Raw genomic sequence first — 22,934 nt, 5'->3', positions numbered from 1 at the left:
TTTCCTTAAGAGAGCATTTTTTCAATAGGTAAAACTAAAATTGCACTAGCACCTTCTTTTTTCAAAGCTTCCATAGTTTCCCAAAATAAATTTTCTTGACTAACCATATGCAGTGCGACTCTGGCTTTATCATTTTCCAAAGGTAAAATCGTAGGTTTTTCAACCCCTGGCAATAAGGCTGTGATTTTTTCTAATTTTTCAATAGGAGCATGAAGCATAATGTATTTTGATTCTCTTGCTTGCATAACCCCATTAATCCTAATGAGTAATTTATCGATTAATTCTTGCTTATGCGAAGCTAGGCTTTCTTTTCTTTGGATAATACAAGCTTTAGATTTATAAATTACCATAACTTCTTTAAGTCCGTTTGCTTTTAAAGTAGCACCACTTGAAACCAAATCACAAATTCCATCTGCTAAATTTGCACTTGGGGCTACCTCTACTGAACCTGTTAGCATACAAGTTTTATAAGGGATATTGTTTTCTTCCATAAAACGCTTTAAAAGCTGTGGATAAGAAGTTGCTATGCGTAAATTTTTAAAACTTTCTATACCTTTATATTCACACTTTTCTGGCAATGCTAAAGACAAACGACATCCACCAAAATCAAGTTTTTTAAGCATTATAAAATCTGCGTTTTCATTTTTTGATTTTCTTTCGAGTGCATTTTCTTCTAAAACATTTTCTCCAACTATACCAAGATCTACCACACCATCAAAAATAAGCCCTGGTATATCATCATCTCTTACTCTAAGTAGATCAATAGGTAAATTTGTAGAAAAAGCAATCAAACTTTGATCGTGTATGCGAAGTTTCACTCCTATAGACTCAAGTAAAGCAATAGAATCTTTACTCAAACGACCTGATTTTTGTATAGCTATGCGTAATCTCGAATTTTCTTGCATTTTTACCCTTTTTTGTAGTTAAAAAGTTAATAGTAGCAAAAAATGGATAAAAATACAAAAAATAGTAAGTAAATAAATAAAAATAAGAAGTTTTTAGCCTTTAAAAAGGCTAAAAATTAAGCTACAAATTCAATGAAAGCCATTTCTGCAGCGTCGCCACGGCGAATTCTTGTTTTGATGATTCTTGTGTAACCACCATTTCTATCTGCAAATTTTGGAGCAATTTCTGTGACAAGTTTATTGGTTGCTTCTTTATCTTGTAAATTTGCAAATACTGCTCTGTGAGCATTAAAATCACCCTTTCTTGCACGCGTGATTAGTCTTTCAACATAAGCTCTTAACTCTTTTGCTTTAGGCAATGTTGTTTCTATTTTACCTGCTTTAATAATAGCAATAGTTAAATTTTTTAATAAGGCAGCACGATGAGATGAAGTGCGTCCTAATTTTCTATATCCATGTCTATGTCTCATTGATTATCCTTCATTATGTGCTTTTAATTCTGTTATTTTTCTTTTTAGCGTTTCTTTTGCACTATCTGTAAGTTTTGAATTACCTATAGGAAAACCTATAGAATCCATTACACTTTTAATCTCATCAAGAGATTTTTTGCCTAAATTTTTTAAGTCTGCAAGTTCGCTAACACTCATTAAAGCAAGTTCGCCAATATATACTACATTTGCTTTTTCTAAACAATTAAAACTTCTTGCACTTAAATTTAACTCAGTTATATTTTGAAGCAATTTTACATGTTCTACTTCATTACTTGGCGCTTGATTTCTAACAACACTTTGTGCATTTGTGATCTTATCAAATACCGATAATTGTTTATACATAGCTTCCAAAGCATTTTTAAAGGCATCGCTTGGAGAAATTTGTCCATCAGTTGTGATTGTAAATACAACTTTTTCATAATCTGGATTATCTTCAAAAAGAACTTTTTCGATATCATAAACTGCATGTTTTACTGGAGTAAAAAATGCATCAAGTGCTATAAAATCAGAGTCTAAGAAATTTTGGATTTCTTCAGAAGGCACATAACCAATGCCTTTTTCTATAATCAAAGTAAATTCTAAATCCGCATCTTCATTAATCGTTGCAAGGTAGCTATCTGAATTAACAACCTCAACAAGATCATTATTTAGATCCTTTCCGCAAATTTCTTTAGGCCCTTTAAAACTAAAAGTCACAATTTCTTTTTCAGAATCTGTTTTTATTTTAAATCTTAATTTTTTTAGATTGATAATAAATAGTGCTACATCCTCAAGCATACCACGCATGCTATCAAATTCATGTGCTACACCCTTGATTTTAACTCCAGTTGGAGCAAAACCCACCGTGCTAGAATAAAGCAAACGGCGTAAAGGATGTGCTAAAGTAATTGCATAACCTATTTCAAAAGGCCATGCACTGACTTTAGCTACTGTATCACTGATATTTTCAATACTAAACTCTGTTGGCGTATAAGCAGAAGTTGTAATATGTCTCATATCAAAAACCTTTATTATTTAGAATACAACTCAACGATAAATCTTTCCTCAACTGGGATGATAACTTCTTCTCTTTCAGGTTTTCTTGTAAAAATTCCAAATCTTTTGTCTTTTTCTACATCAACCCAAGCAACAATACCAGTTTGAGCAGTTAGCTCTATCGCTCTTGAAATTTGAGGATTGTTTTTACTTTTCTCAATCACTTCTATTTTTTGTCCTGCTTCAACTCTATAGCTAGGAATATCAACTCTTTTTCCATTTACTAAAATATGTCCATGTGTTACTAATTGTCTAGCAAAACGACGCGTTGTAGCAAAACCCATTCTATAAACAACATTATCAAGTCTTTGTTCTAAAAGCTGGATCAAAAGCGCACCTGTATTGCCATCTTTTCTCGCAGCTTCAGCAAATAATCTTCTAAATTGTTTTTCGCTAACTCCATACATAAATTTAGCTTTTTGTTTTTCTCTTAATTGAAGTCCATATTCACTAATTTTTGCTTTTCTTTGTCCATGTTGACCTGGTGCATAAGGGCGTTTATCTAAAGCACTTTTTCCTGCTAGTCTTCTCTCGCCTTTCATTGCCAAACTTACGCCAAGTCGTCTTTCTAATTTTTCTACTGGTCCTCTATATCTTGCCATAATATTCTCCTAAAATCTTATATCTTATTCTTAGACACGACGACGCTTTGGTGGTCTACAACCATTATGAGCTAATGGAGTAATATCTTTTAAGAAAGTTACTTTTATACCTTCCATAGCACCTACACTTTTAACCGCTGTCTCACGACCACTACCTGGTCCTTGAACTTTAATGCCTACTTCTTTAATTCCATGTTCTTTTGCTTTATTTAATGCATCTTCTACAGCTTGTTGTGCTGCATAAGGAGTTGATTTTTTAGAACCTTTAAATCCTAAACCACCTGCACTACTCCAAGCGATAGCATTTCCCATTTCATCGGTAACAGTAACCATGGTATTATTAAATGTTGCACTAATATAAACTATACCTTTAGCTATATTTTTTTTAACTATTTTTTTCTTAACTATTTTTCTTTTTGCCATATTTTATCCTTATGATTTTGCACCAACGGTTTTTCTCTTACCTTTTCTAGTTCTAGCATTTGTTTTAGTTTTTTGTCCACGAACTGGTAAGCCTTTTCTATGTCTTAAGCCTCTAAAGCTTCCTAGATCCATCAATGCTTTGATATCCATAGCAACTTGTTTTCTAAGATCACCTTCCACCATATAGTTTTCTTGAATTTCTTTACGAATAGCTGCTGCTTCATCTTCACTTAACTCATGAACTCTTTTATCATAAGAAATTCCGGTTTTATCTAAGATTTTTCTTGAAGTATGCAAACCTATACCATAAATATAAGTCAAACCATATTCAATTCTTTTTTTCTTTGGTAAATCTACACCTGCGATACGAGCCATAAATTATCCTTGTCTTTGTTTGTGTTTTGGATTTTCGCAAATAATGCGAACTACGCCTTTACGACGAACTACTTTGCATTTGTCACACATCTTTTTAACAGATGGTCTAACTTTCATGCCTTACTCCTGTTATGTAAATTCCACTTTAATTTTACAACTGCACCAGGTTTTTAGAACAACCAACTATTTTCAAAATAAGTGGTAATTTTGAAAATACTTCTTCATACAGTTTAATTGCAATTTCTGCAAAAAGTGCTAATTATATCTTATTTTAGCTTTTAAATAACTTAGATTATTTATATCTAAAAGTAATACGCCCTTTATCAAGACTATAAGGTGTTAGTTCAACTTTAACTCTATCACCTGGCATAATCCTAATATAATGCATACGCATTTTACCTGCAATATGACAAAGTATTACATGTTTGTTATCAAGCTCTACTTTAAAAGTAGCATTTGGTAAAGCTTCAATTACATTACCATCTATTTCAATAACATCATCTTTTGCCAAAGTTCTTCTCCTTTCTAAAAATTACAAAGCTGATATTCTATCATAATTTTTCTTTTAATTTTTTAATATTTTTTTTATAAATTTTATATTTATTTGATATTATTTTAAATTTAATAATAAATTATTTTAGGAATATTAATGCATAAAATACTAAGAAAAAATGATTTTAAAACTTTATCCTTATCTTCTTTAGGAGGGGCTTTAGAATTTTATGATTTCATTATATTTGTATTTTTTGCAACTTATATTTCAAAGAATTTTTTTCCCAATGATACTGATGAATTTTGGAGATTATTAAATACTTATGGAGCTTTTGCAGCAGGTTATTTAGCAAGACCTCTTGGTGGTATAGTTATGGCACATTTTGGTGATAAATTTGGCAGAAAAAATATGTTTATGTTAAGTATTTTACTAATGGTAATACCTACATTTTCTCTAGCTTTTATCCCTACTTTTGAAACTATAGGTTATTTTGCACCTATTTTTTTAATACTCGTTAGAATTGCTCAAGGAATAGCCATAGGTGGAGAATTACCTGGTGCTTGGGTTTTTGTAAAAGAACATGCACCCGAAGATAAAAGTAGTTTTTATATAAGTGCTATTAATGCTTCAATGGCTCTTGGAATTCTTCTTGGTTCTTTTGTAGCCTTACTAATAAATAAATATTTTTCTCAAGAAGAAATTTATGAATATGCTTGGAGGATTCCTTTTGCTATAGGTGGTATTTTTGGAATTATTTCAATTTATCTTAGAAGATTTTTACAGGAAACACCTGTTTTTAAACAAATGAAAAGAGAAAATTCCTTAGAAAAATTTCCTCTAAAGGCTTTATTTAAAAAGGCAAGTATATTTTTTGATATTTTACCTTCAATGCTTTTAACTTGGATGCTTACAGCATGTGTAATTATATTAGTTTTACTTATGCCTAATTTTATGCCTGAAGTTTTAGTAATAGAAAAAACAGACGCTATTTATATACAAATGATAGGTATTATTATATTAGCCATTGGAACTTTACTTGCTGGAATATGGGTAGATAAATTTGGTTTTTTTATCACTGCTTCTATTTTTATAGTTTGTTTTTGTCTATCTTGCTTTTTTTATTTTTACTTTTTCTATGCACAAATTTTACACTTAAGTATTTATTTTTACTTTATAGCAATATTTTTTGGAGGTATTAATGCTTTAGCACCTATACTAATGTGTAAAGTATTTGAACCAAAAATTCGTTTTAGCGGAATTTCTTTTTCATATAATATAGCTTATGCCTTTGCAGGTGGTTTTACACCTCAACTTGTTTTTGCTTTACATTCTTTAGCTGTTAATCAAGAAAATCCATTTATATATGGTATTTTTATTTATATTTTTATCTTGTCTTTTATAACTTTCTTAGGGACTATTCTTGCTTATAAGAGATTAAGATTTTAATGTTATAATGCAAAAATTATTAACTAAAAATTTATATTAAGGATATAAAAATTATGAAATTTTTTTTAACTTTTTTATTATTTATTATACCTGCTTTAGCAATAGAATTAATAACACCTATTCCTGAACAAATTCCATATGATAAAGAAAAAGCTATATTAGGAAAAAAACTTTACATGGATACAAGTTTATCAAAAGATAAAAAAGTTTCTTGTAATAGCTGCCATGACTTAAATAGCTTTGGTGTAGATAACAAGACTTTTTCTACGGGTATTAACGGGATTGTTGATGAGCCATTTCATACACCAACTAATTTCAATGCGGTTTTTAATCTTTCTCAATTTTGGAGAGGAAATGCAAAAGATCTTAAAGAACAAGCTAAACATCCTTTATTAAATCCTAAAGAAATGGGTTTAAGTAATGAAAATGAGGTTATTGAGATAGTAAAAAGCAATCCTCATTATAAAAAAGAATTTGAAAAGCTCTATGGTGAAGTTAGCTTTGATAATATAGCAGATTCTTTAGCTGAATTTCAAAAAACACTACTCACTCCAAATTCCCCTTTTGATCGCTATTTAAAAGGCGATAAAAACGCTATTAGCGAACAAGCCAAAAGAGGCTATGAGGCTTTTGTTTCTAATGGCTGTATAGCCTGCCATCAAGGGCAAAATATAGGTGGCAATATGTATCAAAAAATGGGTGTATTTGTTCCTTATGATAATGGAACAAATTGGCAAGGACGCTTTGAAATTACCAAAGATCCAAATGATAAATTTGTAGTAAAAGTTCCAAGTCTTAGGAATATAGCTAAAACTGCTCCTTATTTTCATGATGGTTCCATGCCAACACTTGATGCTTGTGTTCAATTTATGGCTTATTATCAGCTAGGAAAATTTTTAGAACAAGATGTTGTAGATGATATTGTTGCATTTTTAAATTCTTTAACGGGAGAATACCATGACCCACTCAAATAATAAAAAAAATTCTTCATTTTTATCACAATTTATCATTTTATCGGTTGTGGTTTTAATATTATTACTAGCATTAACTTTTTTCATATTTAACACTTATAACACCACGAAGAAAAATTCTATCATTATAGGTTCATTTCAAAAACTTGAAATTTTAGACACAAAAATAGATGAGATTTTTAAAAATAAACTTAATTTGCAAAATTATGATCCTAGTGTGGAATTAATACAAAATTTTGAAAAAACATTGGAAATATTAAAAAATAATAAAATTGATGTTAGCAAAATAGAAAATATTTTTCAAAAGAAAAATATTCAACTTCAACATTTTAAATCAGCAAATTCTATAGCTATAAATTCTAAAATTTATCTTTATGAAATACAACAAGATATTATAAACCATACCACAAAAATGGCCTTAAGCTCTAATGATTCTAAAACCATAGAAACTATAGGAAGTATTTTAAGTGTTATTGGAACCACGGATATACTAGAGCCTTTAGCCCAAAATAGACTCCAAAATCTTTTAGTTAAACTTACTGCTTCTAAAGATCAAATTCCAAACGAACTTTTGGAATTATTCATTACGCATTGTAAAATGATTACAAGTCAAATTAAAATTTTAAAAGACAACTCACAAACTTTCTTAGATCAAGAATTGTTAAAAGAAATAGTAAGTCAAAAAAAACTTGTGACTGCTAAAATCAATTCAAGTAATAAATACAATCTTTATACTGCTATAGGTATATTTTTATTTACACTTGCTGTTTTAGTATTTTTTATATTATTAACACTAAAAAAAGTTGTTATACCTATTTCTTTACTTGAAAAATTAAGTGCAAATTTAGCAGGTGAGCATGCAAATTTAAGCGCAAGATTAGATATAGATAAAAAAAGCGAGTTAGCCACTAGTGCTAATTATATAAATTCTTTCATACAAATAGTTCAAAATTCCATTATAGAAGCAATACAAACAGCAAATTCAAGTTATAAGAGTTCAAAAAAATTATCTCAAAATGCAGAAGCTTTACAACAAAGCTCTCTATTGCAGCATGAGCAAATTTCTAATGTTCATAAAATTGGTTCTGTATTAGAAAATCATATTGATTTAACTCAAAATTTAGCCAAAGATACTATAAAAGATATGCATGATATGCAAAGTGTTATGGGTGAAGTAGATGTGACGCTTAAAGAGCTAGTCGAGCTTATAGAATTAAGTGGAGAAAAAGAACAAAGTGTTGTTAGTGCTATGGATATGCTAGTTCAAAGTGCAGATAGTATAGTTGAAGTAACAACTACCATTAAAGATATAGCTGATCAAACTAATTTACTTGCTTTAAATGCTGCTATTGAAGCAGCGCGTGCTGGTGAACATGGTAGAGGCTTTGCTGTTGTTGCGGATGAAGTTAGAAATTTAGCAGATAAAACTACAAAATCTTTAGTAGCCATAGAAACAACCGTAAGAACTATAGTTCAACAAATCAACGACAATAAAAGCCTAATGGATGGAATTCACCAATCCATGAGTGATACTTCTAGCAAAGCAAATGTTTTACAAGGTGAAGTAGGAGCTTCTATAGAAAAGCTGAAAATAAGCATTCATTCTACTAAAATCATGGAAGAAAAAAGTGATGAGTCAAAAGCAAAAATGACAGAATTAGAACAAAATATAGAAAAAGTAACTGAGTTAGCAGATAGTGTAAAAAAATACTCACTTGATTTAACACAAATTTCACAAGATGTTTTAGAAAATGCTTCTAAACTTTCAGATAAACTTAAAACTTTTGAGTAAGAAAGTATAAACTTTCTTACTTAGATAATATATCTGCCTTGCCATTTATAATAGCTACACAATGCTCATAATGAGCTGCATTTAAACCATCTTTACTTCCTGCTTCCCAATTGCCTTTTAAATGCACTGGAGTGCCATCTTTTTGGCATACCATAGGTTCTATACAAAATACCATACCATTTTTGATTTTTGGACCGCTTTTTACACTAACACCTGATTCTAAATAATTTGGAATTTCAGGCTCACCGTGTGGTTTTTTACCTATACCATGACCACAATAACCTTTTAAAGGCACAAAACCTCTTTTGGTAATAAACTCGCCAAGTTCATAAGAAAGTTCTTTAAAACGCATGCCTTCTTTAATGATATCTATAGCATAATACAAAGCATCTTTTGCACAAGCAATTAGCGCTTCATCAGTAGCTGAAATTTTACCTATAGGTATAGTCCTTGCTGCATCTCCATAATATCCATCTATACATGTGCCTACATCAAGACCTAAAATATCACCTTCTTTTAGTATGCGTTCATCACCCACACCATGAATACAAGCTTGATTAAGCGAGATGCAAATACTACCTGGAAAACCATACAAACCTTTAAAAGATGGTTTTGCACCATGATTAAGTATAAATTCTTCTGCTTTAATATCAATTTCTTTTAAACTCATGCCTGGAACTATAATACTTTCTAAATAATCAAGCGTTCTAGCTACAAGCTCATTTGCTTTGCGTAATTTTTCAATTTCTACTGGTTTTTTAATTTCTATCATTTATATTTTCCTTAAATTTTTTAAAAATTTAGCATTAGTAGACTTTTAAAAGCTTTAAGAAAAATACCTTAAGTTTATAAAACTTAAGGTTTAACACACACTTGTAAGATTAGTAGCTAAGCCACCTAAAGAAGTTTCTTTGTATTTTGAATTCATATCTTTGCCCGTTTCATACATAGTTTTTATAACCTCATCAAGACTTACTTTTGGGGTGGATTTTCTACTCATTGCCATTCTAGCAGCTGAAATTGCTTTTATCGCACCAAAAGCATTTCTTTCTATGCAAGGAATTTGCACCAAACCTTCTACAGGATCACAAGTTAAGCCTAAATGATGTTCCATTGCAATTTCTGCAGCATTGCAAGCTATCTTTGCATCAAAACCCATCACGCTAGCCATAGCACCAGCTGCCATAGAACTTGCACTACCAATTTCGGCTTGACAACCAGCTTCTGCTCCACTTATACTTGCATTTTTTTTATAAAAAGAACCTATTAACATAGCAGTAAGTAAAAAATTAACAGCCTTTTCATCATTAAAACCAATGGTGTGATTTTTAAGATAAAGCATTACAGCAGGCACAACTGCACATGCTCCATTAGTTGGAGCAGTTACCACTCTAGCTCCACTTGCATTTTCTTCTGCAATAGCAATAGCATATAAAGAGATAAAATCAATAATCCCCAAAGGATCACTCGTCATAGCCAAACGCTCATTAAGTCCTTTAGCACGGCGTTTTAAATGTAAATTTCCTGGGAGATAATCAGAACTTGGATGAATGCCATTATAATACACCTCTTGCATTACTTCCCAAATTTCTAAACAATAAGCTCTAATTTCTTCTTTGGTATGAAATTGCAGTTCATATTCATAAGAAAGTTTTGCTAAATCCCATGATTTTTCTTCACAAATTTTTAAAGCATCGCTTGCATTGTTAATATCAAGCTCTAATTTAGTATGTTTTTGCTCACAAACTCCATCTTTATGTTTTTGAAGCTCAGCTTCACTCATAACAAAACCACCACCTACTGAATAATAAATTTCTTCAGCAATGATTTCTCCATTTTCATTATAAGCACTAAGTTTTAAACCATTTTCATGTAAAGGTAAAAAAGACTTTTCAAAAATTAAATCTTTATCATAGTCAAAATTTAATTCTTTTTGAGCATTTAAGATTAAAATTTTATCTTGTATGATTTTATTAAAAACACGATCTTGCAAAGCAGCGTTTAATTCTTTTGCCTTCAAACCACTCAAACCCCATATAATAGCTTTATCACTTAAATGGCCTTTACCTGTTAATGATAAAGAGCCATAAAGTTTAATTTGAATTTTTGAAATTTGTGGGATTTTATCTTTTATTTTTTCACAAAACATATTACCCGCTAGCATTGGCCCTAGCGTATGAGAAGATGAAGGGCCAACACCAACTTTAAATATACTTAAATTACTACTCATTCACTTAAGCCTTAAAAAGTATAAATTACGGTAATAATAGTTAAAATACCAGTAATAAACACAAAAGCATCTAATGCTTTATTTTGGAATTTTTTCATTTTAGAAACGGTGTAAATTGCAATAATTGGCATTAAAAACAAAATTGCAGCAATAATTGGACCACCCAAGCTTTCTATAAAGCCTAAAATACTTGGGTTTACATAAGCAGTAATTAACATAATAATATACATTACCAAAGTAGAATATACTGCAATTTTTTTCAAATCAGGATTTTCATTACCTGTTAATTTACAACATTTTCTAACTATACCATAAGCACCTTCTCTAGCACCAAAATAATGCCCAAAAAATGAACTTGAAATTGCTAAAAATGCAATCAATGGACCACCATAAGAGATAAATGGATTATCAAGTTTATTAGCAAAATAAGAAAGCACAGGTATGTTTTGTGCTCTAGCTTCAGCAAGTTCAGCTGGAGTTAAAGAAAGCACGCAAGATACCACAAAAAACATAACAAAAGCAAGCAACATCACAGAAGTTCTAAACAATACTTGATTTGCTTTTTGAACTGAATTTTCAGGGTATTGTCTTTTTATGCTTAAAGAAAAGGTTGAAATAGCAGGGGAGTGATTAAACGAAAATACTAAAACTGGTAAAGTTAGCCATACTATAGTGATAAATTCTTTTGTTCCTGGGATTGCACTAAAACTTTCAAACGACCATTGTGGGATAAGATACAAAGAAAATAAAAATAAAATAGCACATAAAGGATATACAAGCCATTCACACACTTTGGTGATTAATTCTTCACTAAAAAGCATGATAAGCATAAAAATACTCACTAAAATAAATGCAAGCACTGCTCTATAAAATGGAAGCAAATTAGCTATAGTTTTTCCTTGTTCATTCACACTTGTTTGATACATAGTGCTAATTGCACTTGCTAAAGAACCATTTGGATCTAAAAGGGGTAAAAATTGATTATAAATAAAACTTTCAAAAGTATTAGTTATACCTACACAATATGCTAAACATATTGGAAAAATCGCAAAGAAATAAAGCACAGAAATAAAAATACTTACTTTTCTACCAAAATACTCTTCAGCCGCATGAGTAATATCTTTATCATTACCATTTGCTTGACATACAAAACGACTTAAAGCCCTATGGCTTAAATATACCATTGGAAAAATAATCAAAGCCATCACAACAACTGGCCAAAAGCCACCAACACCCGCTTTAATAGGCAAAAACAAAATTCCCGCACCAACTGCTGTCCCAAAAAGAGAAAGCATCCAACGCGTATCAAAAGAATTCCACTGAAGTTTATCCACATTTTCTCCTTGATAAAATAATAAAAATTTTTCTATTACTATATATATAAAAAAATTAAAATTTCTTAAAATTATTACTACTTTAGAAAAATATATTAATTTTTGATGAAAAATTATCAAAAATAAACATAATGAGTATTTTTTTTCATTAATTCTTACTCATTTTAGAATGGCAAATTTAGATATAATCACAGATTAAAATAAAAATTTAGGAGAAAAATTAAATATGACAAATTACAAAAAAGCCGTTTTTGCTCTAGCGCTTAGTTCTTTTTGTATGGGAGTAACTGAATTTGTAATGGCTGGAGTTTTAATCGATATACAAAATCATTTTAATATCGATGCAAAAAGCGCTGGTTGGCTTACTACTTTATATGCTATAGGGGTTGTTGTTGGTGCATTATCTTTTACAAGTTTATTAAGTCCTTATAAAAGACACACTCAATTAATTATCAATATAAGCATTTTTTCTCTTGCTAATTTAATCATATTTTTTAGTGATAATTTTTATTTAAGTGCCTTTGCAAGATTTATCGCAGGAACACAACATGGAGTTTTTTATGTGATTGCAACTTTAGCAATTAGTGCTATTGCTCCAAGTGATAAAAAAAGCCAAGCTATAGCTATAATGGTTACAGGATTAACAGTAGCTTTGGTAAGCGGGGTGCCTCTTGGAACTTTTATAGGGCATTATTTTGGTTTTAAATATATATTTTTACTTATATTTATTTTGAGTATAATTGCTCTTTTGGGTATTATTTTTATGATGCCAAAAAATATACATTCTAATATCATCAAATTTAAAGACTTTCTTCCTGCTTTTTCAAATTTAAATCTTTTAAAAACCTATACTATTTCAATATGCGGATGTGGAGCGCATTTTATACTTTATACTTATTTGCAAAAATTACTCGTTGAAAAAAGTGGTTTTGATGTTAGTATGAGTGGTTATATCTTGTTTTTTTATGGAATTTGTGCAATTTTTGGGAATTTATGGGGAGGAAAAATGGTGGATAAATATGGAGCTGTGTATTCTTTAAGAATTATACTTAGCGCACAGGTTTTAATCTATCTTAGTTTCTTATTTACCATGCACTCGTGGATTTTGGTGATTATTTCTTTATCTTTGATAGGATTTTTCTCTTTTTCTACTATATCAGCTTTTAAGGTATTAAGCATAGCAAAAGCAAAAAGATATACACATAAAGCACAAGAAAGCACCGTTAGTGTCAATGAAGCTTCTTTTAATGTAGGCATTGCACTAGCTTCGTTTTTAGGAGGTTTAGTTTTAACTTATTTTGGCATAGAATTTAATGCTTTATTTTCAGCTATTTTTGTTTTACCTGCATTATTGTTTGCTTTTTTATTTGCTAAAGATAAAATCCACTCTATAAAGAGAAAAGCTTAGTCAAACAAGCTTTTCTCAAAACACTTTAGCATAAAACTTTTTCTATGCAAAGGTGAATATCCAAATGCTTTAATTTTTTCTATATGAACTTTAGTTCCATAACCCTTATGCTTTTCAAATTCATAATTTGCATATATTTTTGATAGATAGTTCATTTTTAAATCACGACTTACTTTAGCCAAGATACTTGCGGCTGAAACCTCTTGCACTTTTGCATCAGCTTTAATCATTGTTTTAATACCTAAAACCCCGTAATTTAAATTTCCATCATATAAAATTTCATCTTGATTAAAATGATTTTTTATGATTTTTAATGCAAGATGTAAACACTTACTAAGTCCAAAATTATCAATTTGTGATGGTGAGAAGGCAAGAGTTAAAAAGCTAGAATTAATTATGATTTTCTCATATAATTCTTCTCTTTTTTTTCTACTTAATTTTTTAGAGTCTGTTAAATCATCTATTTTTTTAAAAAGCTTACAAGCACTTATGTGCATGTCTCCAGCCAAAGCTCCTCGTCCTGCTTCATCTACTCCAACTAAAGCCATGTTTATTCCTTGATAACTTTGTATTTTTGCACTAAATCATCTAAAGAATAACTCATATTTGCAGGAGAACTTGAAGGTAATTCATAAAATTCTTTATCAGGATAAAATTTAGTAAAATATTTACTTGCAATTTTTCCTAAAACACAAATTTTTTCTATTTTTGCTTTTTCTAAAATAAAATTAATATCATTAGCTTTTGCATAAGAAATTGTTCTATCGTCTGAATTTTTTATTTTACAACTTGAAATTACATCCCAAAGTGCAATGTGGTTATCTTTCAAAAAAACTTTTTGATCGTATATATTTTTTAACTCACACTCAAATAATATTTCAAAAATACGCCAAAAACGATTTTTATTGTGCTGATAATAAAATTTTTCTTCTCTTGATTTAATAGATGGAAAAGAACCGAGTATTAAAATTTTTGAGTTTTCATCAAAAAAGGGTTCCAAAGGATGAGTTAAAATTTGCATATTAAACCTTGATAAAAATAAAATATTTTATCATTTTTATCAAGGTTTTTAGAATTATCCTAAAAATTCGCGTTTGAAGTATTCTTTTGGAGCTTTGCATAAAGGACAGGCATTTGGTGCTTTTTTACCTCTATGAATATGTCCACAAACTTCACAAACCCATAAATCTTCAACTTCAGAATTAAAGAAATCTTCTTCTTCGAGCATTTTCTTAAGTGCTAAGTATTCTCTTTCGTGTTCAATTTCTACTTTTCCAATAGCAGTAAATAATCTTGCTATATTTTTCTTTCCTTCATCTTCTGCAATTTTTGCAAAATTTGGATACATAATAGTGTGCTCATAATTCTCACCATCAGCAGCACAGATTAAATTTTTAGCAGTTTCTTCTAAAGCTTTACCATCGACTAATTCATGATAAGCTTTAAACTGCGCTCTTGCATGCCATTTTTCATTCTCTGCTGCTTCTCTAAAATGCCTTGCTATTGCATGCCAGCCTTCCTCTTGAGCAATATCTGCAAATAAATCGTATTTATTTCTAGCCATAGACTCACCTGCAAAAGCTTTCATTAAATTTACAGCTGTTAAATCTTTAGTAATGCATTCCATTTCTTGATTACAACAACTTAATTTTCCACTACCAACATTTTGAATTTCTACTTCATTCCCACATTTTTGGCATTTATAAATTTCATATTGTCTCATTACAATTCCTTGTATTTTAATTTATGAGTATAATTACTCAAATGGCAATTTTAGCACATTTGAGTAATTGAAGATTTTAGTATTTTAAGAAATATTCTTGAATTTTTTTAGGATCACTTGTTTTTGTTAATGCAAGCATTAATAATACTCTAGCTTTTTGAGGACTCATATCACCTGTATCTATAAATCCAAGTTTTGCATCCGCATCACTTACCGCTACTCTACCAGCTACTACGCGTGAGCTTACTGCTACATTCAAGCCTTTTTTTATTAATTCTTTTAATACATCTTTTTGATAATCATGAATACTACCAGCACCTGTTCCAGCAACTACTATACCTTTAGTTCCATTTTCAAACAAAGCTTTTGCTGCAACGCCACTACCATCATTAGCGTAGCTATAAAGAATATCTACTTTTGGTAATTCTTTTAGTTTACTAACATCAAATGGAGATTTTTTAGTGTGTAATTTTGTATTAGTATTATAAAAAAATGCTTTACCATCTACTATATAACCCATATCACCCATATCAGGAGAACTAAAAGCATCAACATTTAAGCTATGAGTTTTCATAACTCCTCTAGCGCTTTGAATTCTATCATCCATAGCCACCATGACGCCTTTATTTTTTGCTTGTGGATTTGCTGCTAATGCTACAGCATTGTAAAGATTTTTAGGGCCATCTGCACTAATAGCAGTTGAAGGACGCATCGCACCCACTAAAACAACAGGTTTGTCGCTTTTAATAGTTAAATTTAAAAAATACGCTGTTTCTTCCATAGTATCAGTTCCATGCGTAATAACAACGCCATCTATATCAGATTTTAAAAGTCTATTAACTTCTTTAGCAAGTTTTAACCAAATTTCGTTTGTCATATCTTTACTATCGATATTTGATATTTGCTCTCCGCTAATTATCGCTAAATCTTGAATTTGAGGAACTGCTTTAATTAAAGTATCTATTCCTAAAACACCTGCTGTATAACCAGTAGTAGCTACTGCACTATCAATTGAACCAGCTATAGTTCCACCAGTAGCTAAAATTGCAACTTTTGGTTTTGCTTCCAAAATCCCTGCTCCCAAACTTAATGCCATTGCAGCACACATTAGCATCTTTTTCATAATTATTCCTTTCATTAAGAAAATGATAAAAGATTATAATGTATATAAGTTTAAATAAAAATAAATTATTAACAAATATAATATTTTAGTAAATACTCATTAAAATTAAAGCCATAATTTTGCAATTTTTTTTAATTTTTCTACATCACTAGAAGCATAAAATTTAACAATAGACTCTTGTTGAATTTTTGCCAAAGTATATTCTTGATTTAATTGCCATACTATAGCTTCACCAGAATGAATTAATTTTGTTTTTTCGCCAAAATAATTTTGTAATGATTGTGCAATTAATGGAAAATGCGTGCATGCTAAAATCAAAGCATCAGGTTTAAAACTAAGCCCGCTAAAATAATAATCAAAAGCACTATTTAAAAATTTTCCCTTTAAAATTCCCTCTTCAACCATTGGAACAAAAAGTCCTGTTGCTTTTTCCTCTATATGAAAAAAACCTGATTTTAACAAACCTTGTTTATAAGCATGAGAATTCACAGTAGCTTGTGTTGCAATAACTAAAATTTTAGAATCTTTATTTTTTAAAGAATTTTTTACCGCTAAAATTCCAGCGTCGATAACTCCTATCACTGGAAATGACGCATTTGCTCTTAAAATTTCTAAAGCATATGCACTTACTGTGTTGCAAGCAATTATTAACATATCTACTTTTTCTTTTTTAAAAAAATCTAAAGCTTCTAAAGAAAATTTAATGATAGTTTCTTTATCTTTAACTCCATAAGGAACTCTTGCAGTATCACCATAATAAATACATTCTTTAAAAAATTTTGCCTGAAGTAAAGATTTTAAAACACTAAGTCCGCCTACACCACTATCAAAAACACCTAGTCTCATTAAAATCTTTCTTAAAAAAAGAAAGTAGAAAATCTACTTTCTTATAAGCCTACAGCACTTAATGTTTGGTATTTATTCATATAAATTTGTGCTTCTATTTTTCTCATTGTATCAAGCGCAACTTGCACTACAATCAAAACAGAAGTTCCACCAAAATAAAAAGGAACCCCAAATAATTTTACAATAAGCCAAGGCAAAGTAGCTACGAGTCCTAAATAAATAGAACCTGATAAAGTGAGTCTTGATGCTACTTCATTAAGATAATTTGCAGTTCCTTCACCCGGTCTAATACCTGGTATAAAACCACCCTGTCTTTTGAGATTTTCGGCTATGTCTTTTGCATTAAATACAATTGAAGCATAAAAATATGCAAAGAAAATAACAAGCAAGAAAGTTAAAAAATGAAAGAAAAATCCATTTGGATTTAAAAAATCATGGATCTTTAATGCGTATTCATTTGTGCTTGTTTGCAAAATAGTGCTTGGAAACATTAAAATAGCACTTGCAAAAATAGGAGGAATCACACCGCTTAAATTAATTTTAATAGGTATATAATTCATAATGCGTTTGTTTTGATTTTGCATAATTACTTTTCTTGAGTAAGAAATAGGAATTCTTCTTTCTCCAAGCTCTACTACTATAATAGCCCAAATAGTAAGTAAAATTACAACTAAAATGGCAATGATAGTCAAGAAATTCATTTCACCTGTATTTACCAAATTTACTGTTCCGCTAATTGCACCTGGGATTGTAGAAACAATACCACCAAAGATAATCAAGGATATACCATTTCCTATACCTCTTTGTGTTATTTGTTCACCTATCCACATTAAAAGCATAGTTCCAGCAAGCATAGAAACAGCAGAAAGTGCAATAAAAGTATTCATATCAATCATGATAGCAGATTGCCCAGCCTTTCCATGAAGACTTTGCAAGCCTATAGAAACTCCTATGCTTTGCACTAAAGTAATAGCTATAGTAGCATAACGGATAATTTGCATATATTTTTGCATACCATCGCGTTCTTTTTTCATTTTTCCTATATTTGGAAAAGTTGCCGCTAAAAGCTCCATAATAATCGAAGCAGTAATATAAGGCATAATGCCTAGAGAGATGATGCTAAGCCTTTCAGCAGCACCCCCGCTAAACATATTAAACAAGCCTAATGCATTAGAAGCATTAGAATCAAAAAATTCCTTGATAACACTGACATTAACCCCCGGAACTGGAACATAAGCTAATATTCTATATGCAAATAAAAAAGCTAATGTTATGAGAATTTTATTTGTCAATGTTTTATTCATTATTTTTGTCCGCTAAAAGTAATCTTCTCATCTTTAATTTTACTAGCAAGATTTTTTGCACTTGCTCCAATAAGTTTGATTTTATTTATATTTTTTGAAAGCTTATGGATACTATTAATCGTTTCAAAAGTAATTTCACTTAAATCTTTAATAGCTGTTATTTTTTCAACATTAATCACATAAGGTTTTTCAATTTTAGAAGTAAAACCAACTTTTGGTAATCTTCTTTGAAGAGGTTGCTGACCACCTTCAAAACCTCTTTTTTCATTGTAGCCTTTTCTAGCAGTTTGTCCTTTTCCACCTTTAGTAGAAGTTTTTCCCATACCACTACCTTGACCACGACCTATTCTTTTGGTTTTATGTGTTGAACCTGGTGCTTTTGTTAAATTCATTGATTATCCTTTAAGCATTGTAAGTGCTTTGATAGTAGCACGCACAACATTTGCTGAATTATTTGAACCTAAAGACTTAGTTAAAATGTCTTTAATACCTGCAAGCTCCACTATAGGACGCGTTGAACCACCTGCAATAACCCCTGTACCTTCGCTTGCTGGTTTAAGTAAAATTCTACTTGCGTTGTATTTTACTTCTACATCATGAGGAATAGTTGAACCTTTTGTTTTAACTTCAACAATATTTTTAAAAGCATCATCAACTGCTTTTCTTATAGCATCTGGAACTTCTTTAGCTTTTCCATAGCCTACACCAACTAAGCCTTTTCTGTTTCCAACGATAACTAAAGCAGTAAATCTAAATCTTCTACCACCTTTAACAACCTTAGTAACCCTGCCGATATCGACGATTACTTCTTCAAATTCTTCTCTATTATATTTTTCCATCGATTTTCCTTTTGGGTTATAGTTTGATTCCATTTTCTCTAAGTGCTTGCGCTAAAACTGCAATCACTCCATGGTATAAATAACCATTTCTATCAAACACTGCTTCTTCTATATTTTTAGCTTTTAAAACTTTTGCAAATTCAGCTGCAATTTTTTTAGCGCCTTCTTTATTTGCTTTAATACCAAGTTTTCTTCCATCAACTGCTGCTAAAGTCACAGCTTTAACATCATCAATAGCTTGGATATATAAAGTTCTGTTTGATTTAAAAACAGAAACTCTTGGAAGAGCTTGTGTTCCTGAAATTTTTGCTCTAATTCTTTTTTTTCTTTTAATTCTTAAAGATATTTTTCTTTTTAATACATTTGCTCTCATATTCTATCCTTACTTCTTAGATGTTTTACCAGCTTTGCGGATAATACGCTCAGTAGAATATTTAACACCTTTTCCTTTATAAGGCTCAGGCGGTCTAAATTCACGAATTTGAGCAGCAACTTGACCTACCACTTGTTTATCACTACCTTTGATAATAATATTATTTTTATCAACGACAATTTCTATACCTTCTGGAATGGCATAGTTGATAGGATGAGAAAAACCTAAAGCAAGTTCAAGAACTTTTCCTTTTAATGCAGCTTTATAACCAACACCATTAATTTCTAAAGTTTTGCTAAAACCATCAGTTAAACCAATGATAATATTTTGTGCTAAAGCTCTATATGTTCCCCAATAAGCTCTACTTTGTCTATCTTCACCTTTAGGAGAAAAAAGAATTTGTCCTTCTTTAATCTCAACATTAACATTTGCTTTTGTATCAAGCTCTTTTGCTAAATTTCCTTTTTTAAATTTTAGCAAATTACCTTCTAACTTTACCTCTACTCCACTTGGAATAGCAACTGGTTGTTTACCTATACGAGACATTCATTTTCCTTTTTACTTGTCTACGATATGACTACTTTTATAAGAATGGATACCGAATACCATAAAAAGTAGAAACTCTTACCAAATGGTACATAAAACTTCGCCGCCAACGCCTGCTTTATAAGCTTCATCGTTAGCTAAAACACCTTTTGAAGTGCTTACTATAATAGTACCATAACCATTTTTAAAGCGTTTGATTTCATCTTTACCTTTATAAACACGACGACCTGGCTTAGAAATACGCTTGATTTCATTAATAACGCTTTTGCCTTTTTCATCATATTTTAAAACTACATTGATGAATTTCTTTTTATCCTCTTCAATAACATTAAAGCTTTCAATATAACCTTTAGCTTGAAAAATTCCAACTAAAGCTTCGATAACTTTAGAATGCAAAAGTTGAGTAGTTTCTAATCTTCTCATACCTGCATTTCTTATTCTTGTTAGTGAATCTGAAATTAAATCATTTATCATGGTTCTTCCTCTTACCAACTTGCTTTTTTAAGACCAGGAATTAAACCTTCATTTGCCATTTTTCTTAAGCAAACTCTACAAATTCCAAAATCTCTATAAACTGAATGTGGTCTTCCACAAATTTGGCATCTAGTATACCCTCTAACACTAAATTTAGGTTTGCGGGCAGCTTTTGCAATCATTGATTTTTTAGCCATATTACTTTCCTTTTGCAAATGGCACGCCAAATAATTCTAATAATTTTTGTGCCTCTTTATCTGATTTTGCTGTCGTAACGATAGAAATGTTCATACCATGAGTTCTTAAAATTTTATCATACTCAACTTCTGGGAACATTAACTGCTCATCTAAACCAAAATTATAATTTCCTCTACCATCAAATCCATCTCTTGGAAGACCTCTAAAGTCTTTTACACGAGGAAGAGCAATAGTAATAAGTTTGTCTAAAAAAGCATACATGTTATTTTTTCTTAATGTTACCATTACACCTACTGGGAAGCCTTCTCTGACTTTAAAACCAGCAACTGATTTTTTAGCTTTTGTAATAACTGCTTTTTGTCCAGCAATTAAAGAAATAGTATCTGCAACATTTTGCAATACCTTTTGATCTTTTGCTAGTTCTCCAGCTCCTACACTAATAACAATTTTTTCAATAAAAGGAACAAGCATAGGATTTTTGATATCAAATTCTTTTACTAAAGCAGCTTTGATGCTTTGATCGTATTTTTCTTTCAATCTCATCATCTTATTCTCCTGCCTTTGCTACATTTGAAATATCCATTGGCATTTCTTTGTTAATAAAACCACCATTTGGATTTTTATCACTTGGCTTAACAGCTTTTTTAGCGATTTTACAACCTTCAACAATTACTTTATTTGTCTTAGGAAAAACTGCTAAAACTTTACCTGTTTTGCCTTTGTCATCGCCTGCGATAACTTTAACCATATCATTTTTTTTAATTTTTAATTTCATTACAACACCTCCGGTGCTAGTGAAACAATCTTCATAAAGCCACCATATCTTACTTCACGACCTACTGGCCCAAAAATACGCGTTCCGATAGGCTCTCTTTTAGCATCAAGAATAACTGCTGCATTTTCATCAAAACGAATCAAAGAACCATTATCTCTATGAATTTCTTTTTTAGTTCTTACTATAACAGCTTTTACCACTTGACCTTTTTTTACCTTACCATTTGGTAAAGCTTTTTTTACAGATGCGACTATTACATCACCAACAGTAGCATATCTTCTTTTACTACCACCTAAAACTTTAATACACATTAATTCTTTTGCACCGCTATTATCAGCAACTGCAAGCCTAGTAAAACTTTGAATCATTACTCAACTCCTGCTGATACTATAGTTTTTAAACGAAATGACTTTCTTTTTGAAAGTGGTCTACACTCAATAGCAACAATAGTATTTCCTATTTTAAGTTCATTTCTTTCATCATGAATTAAATATTTTTTAAAGCGTTTTACAATTTTTCTATATTTTGGATGAACTACTTTTCTTTCAACCAAAATAGTCGCTGTTTTATCACCAGCAATTTGGACAACAACGCCTTGAATTTCTCTTTTAAATGCCATTTTCTATCCTTATTTTAAAGCACTAATTGCAGTATTGATTCTAGCAATGTCTTTTTTAACTTCGCTAATTTCTTTAGGATTAGTTAGCTGCATTGTTTTTAGCTTTTGTCTTAAAGTAAATAAAAGCACCTTTTTTTCTTTTAGCATTGTTGCAAGCTCACCTGCTGTTTTATCTTTAATCTCAGTATATTTCATTTTGGCTCTCTCTTGTAACAAACTTAGTTTTAAATGGTAATTTATGCATAGCTAAAGTTAAAGCTTCTCTTGCCATATCTTCACTAACTCCAGCCATTTCATATATAATACGGCCTGGTTTTATATTCATTACCCATTCTTCCACTGCACCTTTACCTTTACCCATACGAGTTTCTAAAGGCTTTTTAGTTAAAGGTTTATCAGGAAAAACTCTAATCCAAGTTTTACCCTGTCTTTTTACAAAACGAGTTAAAGCAATACGCGCTGCTTCAATTTGGCGTGAATTAATACGACCAGCTTCAGTCGCTTTTAATGCAAAATCACCGAAAGTAAATTCTGTCCCTCTATTGGCATAACCTCTGTTACGCCCTTTCATCATTTTACGATATTTTGTTCTTTTTGGCATTAACATGA

General features: G+C 30.5%; 32 protein-coding genes and 2 pseudogenes. 5 read left to right on the top strand and 29 right to left on the bottom strand.

From position 1 onward, the window contains the following. Positions 1 to 5: 5 nt before the first annotated feature. The 8 genes from hisG to infA all read right to left on the bottom strand — a co-directional run bounded on the left by hisG (position 6) and on the right by infA (position 4,342). Entirely contained in the window at positions 6 to 905 is a 900-nt protein-coding gene (gene hisG, locus CPEL_RS00490) for an ATP phosphoribosyltransferase (protein ID WP_044598134.1), read from the bottom strand. Between the two features lie 116 nt (positions 906 to 1,021). Then, positions 1,022 to 1,375 carry a 50S ribosomal protein L17 gene (gene rplQ / locus CPEL_RS00485; RefSeq protein WP_044598133.1) on the bottom strand — a complete coding sequence of 118 codons (354 nt, stop codon included), beginning with the start codon at positions 1,373 to 1,375 and terminating at the stop codon, positions 1,022 to 1,024. Positions 1,376 to 1,378: 3 nt separating this feature from the next. After that, a complete protein-coding gene (locus CPEL_RS00480) occupies positions 1,379 to 2,392 on the bottom strand; it encodes a DNA-directed RNA polymerase subunit alpha (RefSeq protein ID WP_044598132.1) in 1,014 nt (337 codons plus the stop codon). Positions 2,393 to 2,406: 14 nt separating this feature from the next. Further along, a complete protein-coding gene (gene rpsD / locus CPEL_RS00475; protein ID WP_039664949.1) occupies positions 2,407 to 3,033 on the bottom strand; it encodes a 30S ribosomal protein S4 in 627 nt (208 codons plus the stop codon). Between the two features lie 30 nt (positions 3,034 to 3,063). Beyond that, positions 3,064 to 3,456: a 30S ribosomal protein S11 gene (gene rpsK, locus CPEL_RS00470; protein ID WP_044598131.1), complete on the bottom strand. Its 393-nt coding sequence runs from the start codon at positions 3,454 to 3,456 to the stop codon at positions 3,064 to 3,066. Between the two features lie 9 nt (positions 3,457 to 3,465). Then, positions 3,466 to 3,831, bottom strand: a complete 366-nt coding sequence (gene rpsM / locus CPEL_RS00465) for a 30S ribosomal protein S13 (RefSeq protein WP_012660843.1) — start codon at positions 3,829 to 3,831, stop codon at positions 3,466 to 3,468. Positions 3,832 to 3,834: 3 nt separating this feature from the next. After that, complete coding sequence (gene rpmJ, locus CPEL_RS08905) at positions 3,835 to 3,948, bottom strand: 50S ribosomal protein L36 (protein ID WP_002781429.1); 114 nt, start codon at positions 3,946 to 3,948, stop codon at positions 3,835 to 3,837. A gap of 175 nt (positions 3,949 to 4,123) precedes the next feature. Next, positions 4,124 to 4,342, bottom strand: a complete 219-nt coding sequence (gene infA / locus CPEL_RS00460) for a translation initiation factor IF-1 (protein WP_044598130.1) — start codon at positions 4,340 to 4,342, stop codon at positions 4,124 to 4,126. A 138-nt stretch (positions 4,343 to 4,480) separates the two neighbouring features. Here infA and CPEL_RS00455 point away from each other — a divergent pair, with 138 nt between their 5' ends. From CPEL_RS00455 to CPEL_RS09710, 4 genes and pseudogenes are all read left to right on the top strand, one after another. Then, the gene (locus CPEL_RS00455) at positions 4,481 to 5,770 is read left to right on the top strand and encodes an MFS transporter (RefSeq protein ID WP_044598129.1); all 1,290 of its coding nucleotides are present in this window, start codon (positions 4,481 to 4,483) and stop codon (positions 5,768 to 5,770) included. Between the two features lie 53 nt (positions 5,771 to 5,823). Then, complete coding sequence (locus tag CPEL_RS00450; protein ID WP_044598128.1) at positions 5,824 to 6,744, top strand: cytochrome c551 peroxidase; 921 nt, start codon at positions 5,824 to 5,826, stop codon at positions 6,742 to 6,744. Further along, positions 6,728 to 7,399, top strand: a pseudogene (locus CPEL_RS09715) (DAHL domain-containing protein); the annotation flags it as partial. The gene CPEL_RS00450 and the pseudogene CPEL_RS09715, both read left to right, overlap by 17 nt. 606 nt (positions 7,400 to 8,005) lie before the next feature. Next, positions 8,006 to 8,533, top strand: a pseudogene (locus tag CPEL_RS09710) (methyl-accepting chemotaxis protein); the annotation flags it as partial. Positions 8,534 to 8,549: 16 nt separating this feature from the next. Here the strand turns inward: CPEL_RS09710 and map are convergent. From map to CPEL_RS00430, 3 genes are all read right to left on the bottom strand, one after another. Further along, positions 8,550 to 9,305, bottom strand: a complete 756-nt coding sequence (gene map / locus CPEL_RS00440; RefSeq protein ID WP_044598126.1) for a type I methionyl aminopeptidase — start codon at positions 9,303 to 9,305, stop codon at positions 8,550 to 8,552. Positions 9,306 to 9,395: 90 nt separating this feature from the next. Next, complete coding sequence (locus CPEL_RS00435) at positions 9,396 to 10,763, bottom strand: L-serine ammonia-lyase (protein ID WP_044598125.1); 1,368 nt, start codon at positions 10,761 to 10,763, stop codon at positions 9,396 to 9,398. Between the two features lie 11 nt (positions 10,764 to 10,774). Next, positions 10,775 to 12,058, bottom strand: a complete 1,284-nt coding sequence (locus CPEL_RS00430) for an L-serine transporter (protein WP_044599459.1) — start codon at positions 12,056 to 12,058, stop codon at positions 10,775 to 10,777. Between the two features lie 265 nt (positions 12,059 to 12,323). Between CPEL_RS00430 and CPEL_RS00425 the strand changes: the two genes are divergently transcribed. Beyond that, the gene (locus tag CPEL_RS00425) at positions 12,324 to 13,505 is read left to right on the top strand and encodes an MFS transporter (RefSeq protein ID WP_044598124.1); all 1,182 of its coding nucleotides are present in this window, start codon (positions 12,324 to 12,326) and stop codon (positions 13,503 to 13,505) included. On the opposite strand, the gene CPEL_RS00420 is transcribed toward CPEL_RS00425, so the two are convergent. From CPEL_RS00420 to rplP, 18 genes are all read right to left on the bottom strand, one after another. Then, complete coding sequence (locus tag CPEL_RS00420; protein WP_044598123.1) at positions 13,502 to 14,053, bottom strand: ribonuclease HII; 552 nt, start codon at positions 14,051 to 14,053, stop codon at positions 13,502 to 13,504. The genes CPEL_RS00425 and CPEL_RS00420 overlap by 4 nt on opposite strands. A 2-nt stretch (positions 14,054 to 14,055) precedes the next feature. Then, on the bottom strand, positions 14,056 to 14,526 hold the full coding sequence (locus CPEL_RS00415; RefSeq protein ID WP_044598122.1) for a DNA-deoxyinosine glycosylase: 471 nt from the start codon (positions 14,524 to 14,526) through the stop codon (positions 14,056 to 14,058). Positions 14,527 to 14,580: 54 nt separating this feature from the next. Then, a complete protein-coding gene (locus CPEL_RS00410; RefSeq protein WP_044598121.1) occupies positions 14,581 to 15,228 on the bottom strand; it encodes a ferritin family protein in 648 nt (215 codons plus the stop codon). A gap of 76 nt (positions 15,229 to 15,304) precedes the next feature. Further along, the gene (locus CPEL_RS00405; RefSeq protein ID WP_148308793.1) at positions 15,305 to 16,324 is read right to left on the bottom strand and encodes a type II asparaginase; all 1,020 of its coding nucleotides are present in this window, start codon (positions 16,322 to 16,324) and stop codon (positions 15,305 to 15,307) included. A 132-nt stretch (positions 16,325 to 16,456) separates the two neighbouring features. After that, positions 16,457 to 17,197, bottom strand: a complete 741-nt coding sequence (gene murI, locus CPEL_RS00400) for a glutamate racemase (RefSeq protein ID WP_044598120.1) — start codon at positions 17,195 to 17,197, stop codon at positions 16,457 to 16,459. A 41-nt stretch (positions 17,198 to 17,238) separates the two neighbouring features. Further along, a complete protein-coding gene (gene secY / locus CPEL_RS00395; RefSeq protein ID WP_044598119.1) occupies positions 17,239 to 18,501 on the bottom strand; it encodes a preprotein translocase subunit SecY in 1,263 nt (420 codons plus the stop codon). Continuing rightward, the gene (gene rplO / locus CPEL_RS00390) at positions 18,501 to 18,893 is read right to left on the bottom strand and encodes a 50S ribosomal protein L15 (RefSeq protein ID WP_044598118.1); all 393 of its coding nucleotides are present in this window, start codon (positions 18,891 to 18,893) and stop codon (positions 18,501 to 18,503) included. The genes secY and rplO overlap by 1 nt, the downstream gene beginning before the upstream one ends. 3 nt (positions 18,894 to 18,896) lie before the next feature. Further along, on the bottom strand, positions 18,897 to 19,340 hold the full coding sequence (gene rpsE / locus CPEL_RS00385) for a 30S ribosomal protein S5 (protein WP_039617161.1): 444 nt from the start codon (positions 19,338 to 19,340) through the stop codon (positions 18,897 to 18,899). A 16-nt stretch (positions 19,341 to 19,356) separates the two neighbouring features. Next, on the bottom strand, positions 19,357 to 19,713 hold the full coding sequence (gene rplR, locus CPEL_RS00380) for a 50S ribosomal protein L18 (RefSeq protein ID WP_044598117.1): 357 nt from the start codon (positions 19,711 to 19,713) through the stop codon (positions 19,357 to 19,359). A gap of 9 nt (positions 19,714 to 19,722) precedes the next feature. Beyond that, complete coding sequence (gene rplF, locus CPEL_RS00375; protein WP_044598116.1) at positions 19,723 to 20,259, bottom strand: 50S ribosomal protein L6; 537 nt, start codon at positions 20,257 to 20,259, stop codon at positions 19,723 to 19,725. Positions 20,260 to 20,337: 78 nt separating this feature from the next. After that, positions 20,338 to 20,733: a 30S ribosomal protein S8 gene (rpsH, locus tag CPEL_RS00370; RefSeq protein ID WP_044598115.1), complete on the bottom strand. Its 396-nt coding sequence runs from the start codon at positions 20,731 to 20,733 to the stop codon at positions 20,338 to 20,340. 11 nt (positions 20,734 to 20,744) lie between these two features. Further along, entirely contained in the window at positions 20,745 to 20,930 is a 186-nt protein-coding gene (locus CPEL_RS00365; RefSeq protein ID WP_012660824.1) for a type Z 30S ribosomal protein S14, read from the bottom strand. Between the two features lies 1 nt (position 20,931). Continuing rightward, complete coding sequence (rplE, locus tag CPEL_RS00360; protein WP_044598114.1) at positions 20,932 to 21,477, bottom strand: 50S ribosomal protein L5; 546 nt, start codon at positions 21,475 to 21,477, stop codon at positions 20,932 to 20,934. 1 nt (position 21,478) lies between these two features. After that, positions 21,479 to 21,706, bottom strand: a complete 228-nt coding sequence (gene rplX, locus CPEL_RS00355; RefSeq protein WP_012660822.1) for a 50S ribosomal protein L24 — start codon at positions 21,704 to 21,706, stop codon at positions 21,479 to 21,481. Further along, positions 21,706 to 22,074 carry a 50S ribosomal protein L14 gene (rplN, locus tag CPEL_RS00350; protein ID WP_012660821.1) on the bottom strand — a complete coding sequence of 123 codons (369 nt, stop codon included), beginning with the start codon at positions 22,072 to 22,074 and terminating at the stop codon, positions 21,706 to 21,708. The genes rplX and rplN overlap by 1 nt, the downstream gene beginning before the upstream one ends. Beyond that, positions 22,074 to 22,325, bottom strand: coding sequence for a 30S ribosomal protein S17 (gene rpsQ / locus CPEL_RS00345; RefSeq protein WP_044598113.1), 252 nt, complete (start codon positions 22,323 to 22,325; stop codon positions 22,074 to 22,076). The genes rplN and rpsQ overlap by 1 nt, the downstream gene beginning before the upstream one ends. 9 nt (positions 22,326 to 22,334) lie before the next feature. Further along, complete coding sequence (rpmC, locus tag CPEL_RS00340) at positions 22,335 to 22,520, bottom strand: 50S ribosomal protein L29 (RefSeq protein WP_012660819.1); 186 nt, start codon at positions 22,518 to 22,520, stop codon at positions 22,335 to 22,337. Then, positions 22,507 to 22,932 (bottom strand): 50S ribosomal protein L16, encoded by a 426-nt coding sequence (rplP, locus tag CPEL_RS00335; protein ID WP_044598112.1) that lies wholly within the window; start codon positions 22,930 to 22,932, stop codon positions 22,507 to 22,509. Before rplP ends, rpmC begins: the two co-directional genes overlap by 14 nt. Positions 22,933 to 22,934 lie beyond the last annotated feature (2 nt).

The organism is Campylobacter peloridis LMG 23910 (assembly GCF_000816785.1).
Taxonomy (GTDB): Bacteria; Campylobacterota; Campylobacteria; order Campylobacterales; family Campylobacteraceae; genus Campylobacter_D; species Campylobacter_D peloridis.
Note: the sequence above shows the minus strand (reverse complement) of the source record. Positions and strands in the feature narration are given on the sequence as shown.

What these genes read in the sequence shown, in the direction of transcription:
- hisG (WP_044598134.1), bottom strand. Translation starts at nt 905, where the DNA reads ATGCAAGAAAATTCGAGATTACGCATAGCTATACAAAAATCAGGTCGT.
- rplQ (WP_044598133.1), bottom strand. Translation starts at nt 1,375, where the DNA reads ATGAGACATAGACATGGATATAGAAAATTAGGACGCACTTCATCTCAT.
- CPEL_RS00480 (WP_044598132.1), bottom strand. Translation starts at nt 2,392, where the DNA reads ATGAGACATATTACAACTTCTGCTTATACGCCAACAGAGTTTAGTATT.
- rpsD (WP_039664949.1), bottom strand. Translation starts at nt 3,033, where the DNA reads ATGGCAAGATATAGAGGACCAGTAGAAAAATTAGAAAGACGACTTGGC.
- rpsK (WP_044598131.1), bottom strand. Translation starts at nt 3,456, where the DNA reads ATGGCAAAAAGAAAAATAGTTAAGAAAAAAATAGTTAAAAAAAATATA.
- rpsM (WP_012660843.1), bottom strand. Translation starts at nt 3,831, where the DNA reads ATGGCTCGTATCGCAGGTGTAGATTTACCAAAGAAAAAAAGAATTGAA.
- rpmJ (WP_002781429.1), bottom strand. Translation starts at nt 3,948, where the DNA reads ATGAAAGTTAGACCATCTGTTAAAAAGATGTGTGACAAATGCAAAGTA.
- CPEL_RS00455 (WP_044598129.1), top strand. Translation starts at nt 4,481, where the DNA reads ATGCATAAAATACTAAGAAAAAATGATTTTAAAACTTTATCCTTATCT.
- CPEL_RS00450 (WP_044598128.1), top strand. Translation starts at nt 5,824, where the DNA reads ATGAAATTTTTTTTAACTTTTTTATTATTTATTATACCTGCTTTAGCA.
- map (WP_044598126.1), bottom strand. Translation starts at nt 9,305, where the DNA reads ATGATAGAAATTAAAAAACCAGTAGAAATTGAAAAATTACGCAAAGCA.
- CPEL_RS00435 (WP_044598125.1), bottom strand. Translation starts at nt 10,763, where the DNA reads ATGAGTAGTAATTTAAGTATATTTAAAGTTGGTGTTGGCCCTTCATCT.
- CPEL_RS00430 (WP_044599459.1), bottom strand. Translation starts at nt 12,058, where the DNA reads ATGCTTTCTCTTTTTGGGACAGCAGTTGGTGCGGGAATTTTGTTTTTG.
- CPEL_RS00425 (WP_044598124.1), top strand. Translation starts at nt 12,324, where the DNA reads ATGACAAATTACAAAAAAGCCGTTTTTGCTCTAGCGCTTAGTTCTTTT.
- CPEL_RS00420 (WP_044598123.1), bottom strand. Translation starts at nt 14,053, where the DNA reads ATGGCTTTAGTTGGAGTAGATGAAGCAGGACGAGGAGCTTTGGCTGGA.
- CPEL_RS00415 (WP_044598122.1), bottom strand. Translation starts at nt 14,526, where the DNA reads ATGCAAATTTTAACTCATCCTTTGGAACCCTTTTTTGATGAAAACTCA.
- CPEL_RS00410 (WP_044598121.1), bottom strand. Translation starts at nt 15,228, where the DNA reads ATGAGACAATATGAAATTTATAAATGCCAAAAATGTGGGAATGAAGTA.
- CPEL_RS00405 (WP_148308793.1), bottom strand. Translation starts at nt 16,324, where the DNA reads ATGGCATTAAGTTTGGGAGCAGGGATTTTGGAAGCAAAACCAAAAGTT.
- murI (WP_044598120.1), bottom strand. Translation starts at nt 17,197, where the DNA reads ATGAGACTAGGTGTTTTTGATAGTGGTGTAGGCGGACTTAGTGTTTTA.
- secY (WP_044598119.1), bottom strand. Translation starts at nt 18,501, where the DNA reads ATGAATAAAACATTGACAAATAAAATTCTCATAACATTAGCTTTTTTA.
- rplO (WP_044598118.1), bottom strand. Translation starts at nt 18,893, where the DNA reads ATGAATTTAACAAAAGCACCAGGTTCAACACATAAAACCAAAAGAATA.
- rpsE (WP_039617161.1), bottom strand. Translation starts at nt 19,340, where the DNA reads ATGGAAAAATATAATAGAGAAGAATTTGAAGAAGTAATCGTCGATATC.
- rplR (WP_044598117.1), bottom strand. Translation starts at nt 19,713, where the DNA reads ATGAGAGCAAATGTATTAAAAAGAAAAATATCTTTAAGAATTAAAAGA.
- rplF (WP_044598116.1), bottom strand. Translation starts at nt 20,259, where the DNA reads ATGTCTCGTATAGGTAAACAACCAGTTGCTATTCCAAGTGGAGTAGAG.
- rpsH (WP_044598115.1), bottom strand. Translation starts at nt 20,733, where the DNA reads ATGATAAATGATTTAATTTCAGATTCACTAACAAGAATAAGAAATGCA.
- CPEL_RS00365 (WP_012660824.1), bottom strand. Translation starts at nt 20,930, where the DNA reads ATGGCTAAAAAATCAATGATTGCAAAAGCTGCCCGCAAACCTAAATTT.
- rplE (WP_044598114.1), bottom strand. Translation starts at nt 21,477, where the DNA reads ATGATGAGATTGAAAGAAAAATACGATCAAAGCATCAAAGCTGCTTTA.
- rplX (WP_012660822.1), bottom strand. Translation starts at nt 21,706, where the DNA reads ATGAAATTAAAAATTAAAAAAAATGATATGGTTAAAGTTATCGCAGGC.
- rplN (WP_012660821.1), bottom strand. Translation starts at nt 22,074, where the DNA reads ATGATTCAAAGTTTTACTAGGCTTGCAGTTGCTGATAATAGCGGTGCA.
- rpsQ (WP_044598113.1), bottom strand. Translation starts at nt 22,325, where the DNA reads ATGGCATTTAAAAGAGAAATTCAAGGCGTTGTTGTCCAAATTGCTGGT.
- rpmC (WP_012660819.1), bottom strand. Translation starts at nt 22,520, where the DNA reads ATGAAATATACTGAGATTAAAGATAAAACAGCAGGTGAGCTTGCAACA.
- rplP (WP_044598112.1), bottom strand. Translation starts at nt 22,932, where the DNA reads ATGTTAATGCCAAAAAGAACAAAATATCGTAAAATGATGAAAGGGCGT.